Annotated in this window: 8 protein-coding genes; 4 read left to right on the forward strand and 4 right to left on the reverse strand. The window is 50.7% G+C overall.

Going from position 1 to position 11,256, the window contains the following annotated elements; translation table 11 throughout:
• Positions 1-267 precede the first annotated feature (267 nt).
• Positions 268-573 (forward strand): hypothetical protein, encoded by a 306-nt coding sequence (locus SPK40_RS13100; RefSeq protein ID WP_036748566.1) that lies wholly within the window; start codon positions 268-270, stop codon positions 571-573.
• A gap of 94 nt (positions 574-667) precedes the next feature.
• On the opposite strand, the gene fadJ is transcribed toward SPK40_RS13100, so the two are convergent.
• Entirely contained in the window at positions 668-2,812 is a 2,145-nt protein-coding gene (fadJ, locus tag SPK40_RS13105) for a fatty acid oxidation complex subunit alpha FadJ (RefSeq protein ID WP_330960747.1), read from the reverse strand.
• Between the two features lie 14 nt (positions 2,813-2,826).
• The gene (gene fadI, locus SPK40_RS13110) at positions 2,827-4,137 is read right to left on the reverse strand and encodes an acetyl-CoA C-acyltransferase FadI (RefSeq protein WP_248143666.1); all 1,311 of its coding nucleotides are present in this window, start codon (positions 4,135-4,137) and stop codon (positions 2,827-2,829) included.
• Positions 4,138-4,598: 461 nt separating this feature from the next.
• Here fadI and SPK40_RS13115 point away from each other — a divergent pair, with 461 nt between their 5' ends.
• The 3 genes from SPK40_RS13115 to SPK40_RS13125 all read left to right on the forward strand — a co-directional run bounded on the left by SPK40_RS13115 (position 4,599) and on the right by SPK40_RS13125 (position 7,341).
• Positions 4,599-5,174 carry a sigma-70 family RNA polymerase sigma factor gene (locus SPK40_RS13115; protein ID WP_248143665.1) on the forward strand — a complete coding sequence of 192 codons (576 nt, stop codon included), beginning with the start codon at positions 4,599-4,601 and terminating at the stop codon, positions 5,172-5,174.
• The gene (locus tag SPK40_RS13120) at positions 5,161-5,874 is read left to right on the forward strand and encodes a DUF3379 domain-containing protein (RefSeq protein WP_330960748.1); all 714 of its coding nucleotides are present in this window, start codon (positions 5,161-5,163) and stop codon (positions 5,872-5,874) included. The genes SPK40_RS13115 and SPK40_RS13120 overlap by 14 nt, the downstream gene beginning before the upstream one ends.
• Before the next feature lie 204 nt (positions 5,875-6,078).
• The gene (locus SPK40_RS13125; RefSeq protein WP_248143661.1) at positions 6,079-7,341 is read left to right on the forward strand and encodes an outer membrane protein transport protein; all 1,263 of its coding nucleotides are present in this window, start codon (positions 6,079-6,081) and stop codon (positions 7,339-7,341) included.
• Positions 7,342-7,446: 105 nt separating this feature from the next.
• On the opposite strand, the gene SPK40_RS13130 is transcribed toward SPK40_RS13125, so the two are convergent.
• Positions 7,447-9,948, reverse strand: a complete 2,502-nt coding sequence (locus SPK40_RS13130; protein ID WP_330960749.1) for a glycosyl hydrolase family 18 protein — start codon at positions 9,946-9,948, stop codon at positions 7,447-7,449.
• 425 nt (positions 9,949-10,373) lie between these two features.
• Entirely contained in the window at positions 10,374-11,225 is an 852-nt protein-coding gene (locus SPK40_RS13135) for an MlaA family lipoprotein (protein WP_330960750.1), read from the reverse strand.
• Between the last annotated feature and the right edge of the window lie 31 nt (positions 11,226-11,256).

Here is an 11,256-nt window from a genome sequence, read left to right on the forward strand (position 1 = left end):
CTGACCGTTTGTCCTTCCCCCTGACGTTTCAATCTCCTCTGAGCAATTTGCTCAGAGGATATGCCGACATCGCACACTATTGCCCTGAAAATTGGAACCGCGGTTACATTTTTATGAATTCCGCTAATTTTTCTTTGGTTTCAGTCGATTAACTAAATTAAGAAATCAAAATATATCCCCCTCTGGCTGGCAGTCTGTGTCAGATAGACACAAGAAGCCATGAGGTCGAATAAGCACTTTTTCTCAGGACAATGTTCAGGAACTGATATGTCACACGCCTGTTCGATCTGCCGTGAAAAAATTACGGCCAAAAATCAGAGTATTCACAGCCGGCTTTTCTGCCGTACCTGTATGCAAGCGATTCATCCCCGCCAGTTTGACGGGATGCTGTACCTGCTGACCGGGATTGCCTTATGCAGCCTGAGCTTCCTGCTCTGGATTGGATTCAACCCTTTAATGGTGGCTGGTTCCGTAATTCTGCTGCTTCATCTGATCAGACCCCGAATTCTGTATCGCCGTTTTCGTCTGAATGCCACCATGCAGCAGGGCTTCAAACACCACAAAACTGTTTAGATTCTGTTTTCCCTGACATTTCCGTCATGTTCCATCTCCCTCTAACGACAAAGGCCTGCAACTGCAGGCCTTTGATTTATGGATTTCTGACGATTTAATCGTAAAAACGCTGGTCGTTCTTTGCCATTTCCAGCAATCGCTCGCAAGGACGGAAACGATCACCGTACTTGTCTACATGCTCATTCAGCAACTCAACAACACGCTTCGCACCCAGCTGGTCCATGTAACGGAACGGTCCTCCCTGGAACGGCGGGAAACCAATCCCAAAGATCGCACCGATATCACCGTCACGGGCACTGTGGACCACGCCTTCGTCCAGACAGCGGGCCGCTTCATTCAGCATCATCAGCGTACAGCGAATTGCAATATCATGACCGCTGGCTTTTCGTGCCGGATTCAGATTCAGCAGCTTATAAATGCTCTTGTCGACGCCTTTCTTCTTCCCGTTATACAGATAGAAACCTTTGCCTGACTTCCGGCCCTTCCGGCCGTCTTTCAGCAGAATGTCAAACACATCCGGGCTCTTGAACCGATCTCCCAGCTCTTTTTCCAGAATCGGGCTGATCTTGGCGCCGACATCAACACCGACTTCATCCAGCAGCGTAATCGGGCCGACCGGGAAGCCGAAGTCGAGCAGCGCACTGTCAATGTGCTCAACCGGTTCGCCACTCAGCAGTGCCAGTGCTGCTTCATTCATGTAAGGGGCCAGAATTCGGTTCACGTAGAAACCGGCTTTGTCTGCCACCACAATCGGTGTTTTGCCTTGTTTCTTCGCCAGTTTCACAACCGTCGCGACCGTTTCCGGTGATGTTCCCTCATGCGGAATTACTTCCACCAGTGGCATTTTCTCCACCGGGCTGAAGTAGTGCAGACCAACGACCCGTTCCGGACGCTCAGCCACAGACGCAATCTGGTGGATCGGCAGCGATGACGTGTTGGTGGCAAAGATGGTGTCCGGCTTGGCATTCGCCTCCACCTCTTTCACCATCTGGTGTTTCAGGCTGAGATCTTCAAACACGGCCTCAATCACCACATCAACCTTGTCAAAGCCCTGATAATCGACACCACCGTTGATCAGCAGCATCTGCTTTTGCAGCTCGGCTTTACTGATCATCTTACGCTTGCGTTTCTTCTCCAGCAGCTTGTAGTTATAGGCCAGTGCATTCAGGATCCCGTCGTTCGAGATATCCTTCACTTTGACCGGCAAACCGGCTTTGGTCGCTGACACATGACTGATACCGCCGCCCATCAGGCCGCCGCCCAGCACAGCGACACGTTTCACGATCGCAGGCTGAACATCTTCACGCACACCGGTTTCTTTCTTCATCGCCGTTGTCGCAAAGAAAATACTGCGCAGTGCTGCCGACTCCGGGCTCATCACCAGGTCACCAAAGCGGCGTGCTTCTTCTTTCAGCCCCTTCGCCATGCCGTGCTGAAGGCCATATTTAATGACATCCAGAATTGCATCCACGGCCGGATAATTACCGCGGGTTTTCTCTCGGGTTTTCTTACGAGCCTGATCAAACACCAGAGACCGTCCGACCGGGTTGCCACCCATCGCCCAGTCCTGGAAACTGTGCTTGCGGGTCGGTTTTCCTTTCAGGGCCAGTGTTTCAGCCACTTTCAGCAAAATGCTTTCCGGAACGCACTCATCCACCACGCCCAGCTTGTTCGCTTTTTTCGCACGAAGCTGCTTACCGGTCAGGATCAGATCCAGCGAATTCGCAACGCCAATCAGACGCGGCAGACGCTGAGTACCGCCGGAACCCGGCAGCAGACCCAGCTGAACTTCCGGCAGACCCAGCTTCGTCGCACCGGCATCAGTACATACCCGGCTGTGACACGCCAGCGCCAGCTCCAGACCACCACCCAGACAAGGGCCGTGAATCGCCGCGACAACATGAAAGGGTAAGTCTTCAATACGCTGGAACATTTGCTGCCCCTGCGTTGCCAGCTGCTCAGCTTCTTTTGCCGTCGTACAGGCCGCCAGCATACGAATATCAGCACCAGCCACAAAGTTATCCGGCTTGCCAGAGTGCACAACCAGACCTTTAATCTCTGATTTTTTGCTTTCCAGCTCATCCAGCACAGCACCGACCTGCTCGGCAAAGGCCGCCTGCAGAGTATTCATTTTTTCACCCGGGACATCTATCGTCAGCCAGGCAATCCCGTTGTCGCCATAGCTCAGACGAAAGGCAGATACAGGGACTTCCGATGCGTTCTGTTCTTGTTCAGTCATGGTTACATCCGTCATTATTCAGCCTCCAGGATCATTGCCGCACCCAGACCACCAGCCGCACAGGCGGTGTTCAAAGCCAGACCGCCGCCACGACGCTGCAGCTCACGCAGAGTTTGGGTGATCATCCGGGCACCAGTGGCCGCAAACGGGTGACCATAGGCAATTGAACCGCCCAGGACATTGAATCTGTCCATGTCGATTTCACCAATCGCTTCGCTGCGACCCAGTTTCTCCTGGGCAAACTTCTTCGAGGCAAACATCTTCACATTGGCCAGGGTTTGTGCCGCAAACGCTTCATGCATGTCGATCAGCGTCAGATCTGAGAGCGTCAGTCCGGCGCGGTCCAGAGCCAGTGGCGTTGCATAGGACGGCCCCATCAGCATGTCCTGCTCTACGCCAATTGCCGAAAACGCATAAGAGCGGATATAACCCAGCGGTTTCAGACCTAGCTCTTTCGCCCGGCCTTCACGCATCAGCAGAATGGCTGCTGCGCCGTCAGTCAGCGGCGTACTGTTGGCTGCGGTTACGGAACCGAACTTACGGTCGAAAGCCGGACGGAGTTTGGCATAGCCTTCCACCGTCGAGTCTTCCCGGATGTTGTTGTCCTGATTAATCCACTGACGATAGGGTTCAGGGAAAGCTGTAATGACTTCATCCTGAATCAGGCCATCACGCCATGCCTGAGCTGCCAGTGTATGTGAACGGTGCGCCAGCGCATCCTGCGCCTCACGGCTGATACCGTGGGTTTTCGCCATCTGCTCTGCCGTCTGGCCCATGCTCAGACCCGTCGAATATTCGGCAACTGCAGGCGGCACCGGCATCAGATCTTTGAGACTGAGCTTACTCAGCAGTCCCATTTTTTTACCCATGGTCTTTGCTTTGCTCAGCGCCAGCAAAGTCGCGGCCAGCTTTTTAGACACGCCGATTGGCAGGACCGAAGAAGAATCTGCACCACCCGCAATGCCGATATCAATAGTGCCCGACAGAATACTTTCAGCCACGTTGGCGGCCGCCTGGAAGCTGGTTGCACAGGCACGGGTCACACTGTAGGCATCTGTGTGAATGTTCATCCCGGTACCCAGCACAATTTCACGGGCAATATTCGGTGCTTCCGGCATTTGAACGACCTGGCCAAAGACCACCTGCTCAATCAATGCCGGGTCAAAGTCAATTTTTTGCAGCATTTCATTGACCACCATTTTGCCCATATCCAGCGCGGGTACACCATTAAAGGCAGTCGCCTGGCGGGCAAAAGGGGTACGCAATCCTGTAACGACAGCAATGCGCTCACCCTGTTGGGTAGTGAGATTCTGGCGACGTGTCATCGCGACTCCTTATCATTATGTAAGACAAACCAGAGGTCAGACCACACCGATTGTAACGGTATTGTTATTTAATTCAAATTAATGTTTGAAAAGTTGAGAGGCGTCAAAAACAATCAAAAATAAAGGAGATTCAGGGAGACATAAAAAAAAACCACACCGCTATGGTATGGTTATTAAACTCACAATGTCAGCCGTTTGTGCAAGACTCAATAAAAGTGCGAAGAGTAAATGCCAGTATTCCCAATTGATACACCAGCTAACCCCGTTCGCAAGTAGTTGAAGGGTATACTCAGTCCGTAAAGGACGTTACCGATAAACCATCCGATAACGGAATCACTATAACTGAAGCAGGCTGTCAGATATTGAGGAAAATCAATAACACAACAAAGAGTGACTTGAATCCTCCCCACTTTCAGCGACAAAGAGTCCGCATGGCTTAAGGGTTACGGATAGGCAACATCATGATGAAGCAATTTTTTCGTAAGAAAAATGCAGATGCCTCGGTCTCTGTAGACATGAATAAACAAAAACGTTACGAAGCCCTGGTCAGGGCCTGGCACAAAGACCTTTACAGGTATGCCTACTGGTTATGCCATGATCCTCATATTGCCGAAGATCTGGTCCAGGAAACTTGTCTGCGCGCATGGCGATCACTGGATAGTCTGAATGACGACAGTGCGGCCAAGGCATGGCTGATTACGATTCTCCGACGGGAAAATGCCCGACGGTTCGAACGTAAACAGCTTGATCTGGTCGACATTGACGATCATGCGATACCGGCTCAGGACACCGACACGAGCAGTTATGGCGACTCCGAGATGAGCCAGCTGCAGCATCTAATTCAACAACTGTCGCCGGAATATCGCGAGCCTTTGGTTTTACAGGTGATGGCTGGATTCAACGGCGATGAAATTGCTAGTATCCTTGGCCTGAACAGAAATACCGTGATGACCCGGCTGTTCAGAGCAAGAAATCAGTTGAAAGATTCTTTAGAGAAACAAACAGAGCGGAGGGGACAACATAATGGACGATCTTGAATTTCGTCGCAGAATTCTGGCTGACCCCAGTGACAACAGCCCGGATATGTGCGCGGCGAAAAATTCGTCGATTGCCAACCGCAAGCTCCATGACGAGTTACAGCAGCTCGATTCAAAGCTCGCCGCAGCGATGAAAGTTGATGTGCCGGAAGATCTGGCTGATCGCATTCTGTTTCGTCAGTCTGGTCAAGGTTATCAGGCCGAGAAAAAAGTTCGCCGGCATCTGGCGATTGCCGCTTCAGTTGCTTTCCTGTGTGGTCTGTTTATTGGCCAGTTCAGTGACCGTATCATGCCGGCCTCATCGCCTGATATCGGACAGATTGCCCTGAAGCATATTTACAATGAAGCCCCCTTTGTCGATCAGATTGATGAAGGCGTTTCTCTGAAACAGGTCAATGCCAAACTGAAGCCTTTCGGTCCGAAATTCAGCACACTGCCTTCTCATGTCTATTACCTGAATCACTGTGGCTTTGATGGTGGTGATGCACTGCACATGGTGATGGAAGGTCAAAGTGGTAAAGTCACCGTTTTTGTCGTACCGAAACCCAGCCGGGCCATGGAAAACTTTGAAGACAAAAACATGCGGGGTGTCGTGATTCCTTCGCAGGAAGCCAGTTTAATTGTGGTTGGGAATAAAGGTGAAAACGTGATGCCCATTGCAGAGAAACTCAAAGGTGCCCTGCACTGGACCAATATCTGATCCCACCATCTCTGAATCTGTGGCGGCTGTTTTCTACAGCCGCCGCAAAAAATGCCTATCTTTTCATCAAACAGTCAGATTCAACATTGATAAAACAATGACTTAAATACTGGTCTGATTTGATGTTTTTTTACCTGCTCCTAGAATCGGCTGCTTGCTGAGACAACCATGTCTCAGCCGATAAAAAGATCAGGATAAAAATAAATGTACAAGAAGCGTCTGTTTACAAAAACCATGATGGCAACCGCCATCGCTTTGGCTTCTCAGCAGTCATTTGCTGCTGGCTTTCAACTGAACTCACAATCTGCAACCGGACTTGGCCGTGCTTTTGCCGGTGATGCCGTCATTGCCGATAATGCATCGGTGATGTCCCGTAACGCTGCGGCAATGACCCTGTTCAATGCGCCAGCAATCTCTCTCGGCCTGAATGTTATTGATACCGACATTAAGGTAAAAAACGCAAACTACGCACTGACAAATCCACTCACGAGCTCAGTGACCAGTGCTCGTCTCGATGATGAGCAAATCGGTGGCACCTCCTATGTCCCGAACCTGTATTATGTTCATCCGGTGAATGACAAACTGGCACTGGGTGTGGGCATCTACTCCAACTTCGGCACCAAAACTGAGTTCAGCAGCAGCTATGCAGCAAACGAATTCGGCGGTCTGACCGATGTGAAGAGCCTGAACCTGACCCTAAATGCGGCATACCGCCTGAACCCTCAGTGGAGCATTGGTGGTGGTCTGGACATCATCTACGGTCAGGGCGAACTGCAGCGTTCAAACCAGACTATCGAGGCAGTTCTTGAGAAAACCAAGGGTACCAAAGGCCCGCTGGTTGACGTAGATGTCGACGGTACGGCGGTTGGTTTCAACCTGGGTACTGTTTATGAGCTGAACGATGCCAACCGTTTCGGTCTGTCCTATCACTACAGCCCGGAGCTGGAAGCTGAAGGCGATATCTATGCCCAGCAAGCTGGCGGTAAACTGAGTGGCCAGAAACTGCTGATGCCACTGCCGGATATGGCTGAGTTCTCTGGTTTCCACCAGCTGAACAGCCAGTTTGCAGTTCACTATAGTGTTCAGTGGATTGAGTGGAGCACCTTTGATGTACTGAAAACCAACAAAGGCGTCGTCCTGAATGAATACCAGTGGAAAGATGGCTGGCACTACGCGGTTGGCGGTACCTACACCCTGAATTCAGACTGGACCCTGCGTGCAGGTTACATGTACGACACCAGTGCACAGGACAAGAAAACCTCAATTTCTGTGCCTGATTCAGACCGTCAGTGGTTCTCAGGCGGCTTCAGCTACAACCTGGACCGCAAGTCAACGCTGGACTTCGGTCTGACTTATCTGATGGGTAAAAACGTCCAGGCGACTGAAAACACCTCGCTTTCTCAAGTTTCAGCAACTACCCGTGCTGATGCCCTGTTGTACGGTGTACAGTACAGCCGATCTTTCTAAAAATAGAAAGACGACTGCAGAAAGATTAGAAAAAAGCCGCTCTCTTGAGCGGCTTTATCATTTTACATCTTACAAATTTTCAGTTTTCGTTACGGAAACCCGCACTTACTGGCAGTTTGCTGCACCCAGATCTTCCCAGACACCCCACTCACCTGTGGTTCCTGGTTCTTCACCTGTGGTCCACCATTTCGCTTTCCAGGACTTCCCGGCATGCGTCACGATATCCCCTGCGTTATACACGCCAGCGCTGCTCCAGGCATCGGTACAACCGGTAGAACCGCCGTCTTTCAGGACAGTCACAGTCACCGACTGAGTCACAGTGTCTGTGCCGTCAGATACTGCAACCGTAAAGTTCAGTGGTGTATCTGCGGTATAGCTCCCTGCCGTGAAACTGACTGTCGCACCATTCACCGTTGCATTCACGCCTGCTGGCACTGTCCAATCAAAAGTCAGTGTATCGCCATCAGCATCAGTCGACTGAGAAGCATCCAGTGTCACCAGAACCCCGGCATTCGCTGAAGTCGGGCCAGAGACTGCCACGACAGGCGCAGTATTTGAACCAGGTGCTTTCGCACTGACAGTCACGGTGTCAGTCGCTGTATCACCTTTGTCATCTGTCACAGTCAGGGTAAACACATACTGCGTATCTGCTGTAACAGCCAGCACAGCAACTGTGGCTTTCACAGTCCCCGCACCAGTCAGTGTCAGAGCCGGACCACTGGTCTGAACCCACTGATAGCTGACAATCTGGCCATCGCGATCACTCGAGGCTGAACCATCCAGTGTTACAGTCGCAGCACCATTCACCTGTTGGTCAGCACCGGCATTAGCGACTGGCGCATAGTTACCACCACCGCCGGCCAGAGATTCCTGCATTGCATTCAGAATGTCGCCGTTATCCGCATCGATTTCCCATGCAAACAGACCTGCAAGCCCCAGATTACGAACATACTGACCTTTCGCCATAACAGAACGCGGGTTGTCATATGTAATCAGATTTCCGTTGCTTGGATCATAAGCCCAAGGGCCTTCAGCCTGAGTATCATACCCTTTCACAACCGCGGCGTTGTTGATGTAATTCTTCACAACATCTTTATAGTCAATGACGCCCGCTTCCCAGGAACCCGGGACCGCACCCGTGCCTTTTCCGGTCATTGGGTTTGATGGATCCGTCATGCTCGCCTCAGTCACACCAGTCCAGCCACGTGCATACATGGCTGCACCCAGAACCAGTTTGTTGGCGGGCACACCTTGTCCCAGTAAACGCTCAATCCCATGTGATGCAGTGTAAGCCGGACCTTTGCGTGGCTCACCGTTTTCATCCACACCCGTACCATTGCACTCATCGGCAGACATATGCGTGCCGCAGAACAATGCAGTCTGATGACCCGGTACATTATTCCAGCCGCCGAAGAAGTCATAGGTCATGGCGAAAATGTAATCCATGTACTGGATCGCATCTGCGTAGTTCACGACATCAATCTTGTCGTAGCCCACACCAATGGCTGATGTCAGTTCATACTGACGACCCGTTTCTGCTTCCAGATCATCCAGCATTGCACGCAGTTCACGCATCAGGGCGACATACGCAGGACCGTCTTTCACCGGATCACCCAGGTTTGGATTCGCACCTTTTCCGCCCGGGAATTCCCAGTCGATATCCACACCATCAAAGAATTTCCATGTTTTCAGGAACTTCTTCACACTGGCTACAAAAATGTCGCGCTTCGCCTTATCGGTGAATGAATAGAACGGGTCAGACAGTGTCCAGCCCCCCACAGAAGGGATCACTTTCAGATCAGGATAACGTTGTTTCAGCGCCATCAGCTGACCGTATGTCCCTTTATAAGGCGTACTGTAGCTGTGACCAGCCTGTGGCATCTGGACAGCCGCCCATGGATCATGAATCACGACTTCATAATCAGGCGTCCCCTGACAGGCACGCTTCAGTGCAGCCAGACTGTTGCCGTTCTCAATTTCACCCAGAGAGTCATTCGGGCCACAGATTGGGATAAAGCCATACAGAATGTGAGTCAGGTTTTGTGCCGGTACTTTATCCACCGGGAATTTACGGCCGTAGACACCCCACTCAACAAAGTAAGCACCCACAACAGTGTTTGGGGGTGTCGTGTAATTTCCGTTATTCGGATCGACATTCATCGGCAGAGGATCCAAATGGCTGCCGTCCGTATCTGCGACAACGATATTCGTCGCCGCGCTGCTGGTACACGCCTCTGCTGCCCCTGTGCCACTGCACAGTTCAACCGTCATGGCATACTGGCCACCCTGAGCCACAGAAAGGGTTGTGGAGCCCGCGCCACTTGATGCCGGAGCAATTGCTGTTTCAAAAACAACATTACCGTTTAATTTCACTTTCCAATGATCCGCCGGATCACCGGAGTAACGCTGCCAGGCAACCGGGACTTCAGCAGCAGGTTTAACAGTCACCAGGCTTGTATAGGCACTTGCGGCCTGATCCACTTCAATGATCGCGTAATCAGTTTCCATCCAGGCAATCTGAGGCGTGCCCGGAGCCGCCATTGCTCCCCACGACAATGTCACAGCGGCGATGCCAACTGCGACAGGAGTCAACTTATTGAAAGACATGACTTGTTCCTTGAGTTAAAAAATAAATAAAAGCATAGCCAGCAAGCTATGCAGTATAAGGAATAGTCGAGTTTCTTTATGTCTCAAAGAAAGAAAGTAAAAAAAATGATGCAAATGTTAATCTTTGTGATCTTCTGCCAGAAGGAATGCAAGCTGAAGCAAGATGAGACAGGAAAGTGATAAATCAAGCAAACAATCGATGATTGCGACGTAGGTTACTAAAATGAAAGAAAAAATGGAAAATTGTAAGCAGTTCTTAACAGTTTTAAGTCAGAAATGTGAGCAAAATACAAACAAACCCGACAAATCGCAACTCATGTTTTTATTTACAATAAATTAACATTAAATCACTTCAGCCCTTCACTTTGAAAAAAATCCAGAGCCATCAGTAGCTCTGGATTCTATGAGGAAAGCAGGATAATGACCTATTCGCTGTCGATTTCATCCAGATAATCGTCAAGGTACTCTTCATTTCCTGACTCTTCTGGTGCCGCAGCCTGCCCGCCGGCCCTGAAATTCTTATACTGAATATAGGCATCCCGCGTAAATACATAAGGGTCAGGAGAATTGTTCAGCATCGGTTCCTGTGACACCAGTTTTGCCCGGTTTTCCATCCCTTCCAGTGCCCATTTACCCGCACTTTGCCAGAACGTCAGTAAATTCAGCGGGAAATACAATTTATCAACCCAGTCTCCCGCACCTTCACGCAACGTGACCGGCCCGTATGCCGGGATCATGAAGTACGGGCCATTCCCGACACCATAATATCCAAGCGTATCCGGAAATGATTGCCCCCCCGGCGGCGAAATATCTGCTGCTGAGGCGATATCGATCAGACCACCCAAGCCAAAAATAGAGTTAATCCAGAACCGGGTAAAATGGTCAACCGCTTTCTCCGGGTTCTGCATCAAAAAGCTGTTGAGCATATTGGCTGGTTCTTCCAGGTTCGACAGGAAGTTTCTCAGCCCTGTACGCACCGGAGAAGGCACATAGTCTACATACGCCAAAGAAACCGGGCGGAGAAAGTAAGGATCCAGATAATCATAATTCACCGTCCACATCGCACGGTTGAAACCTTCAAAAGGGTCATAAACCGCACTTTCCGGCGTTTCAAGCGACTGGAGCTCTTCCGCCGTCAGCCCGGCTGCAGCCATCTCTTCAGCATCAAGGCCATATTCATCCCCAGCCAGTTTTTCAGGGGCTGGATCAGGCGGAGAACTGGCACAGCCCATCAGGGACATGCTCAGAAGAATGGATAAAAAAAGATTTCGACTCAATGTGTTAACCACTTATTTCAACGAAAACAGA

It is taken from the genome of Photobacterium sp. 53610 (assembly GCF_036409375.1).
Taxonomy (GTDB): Bacteria; Pseudomonadota; Gammaproteobacteria; order Enterobacterales; family Vibrionaceae; genus Photobacterium.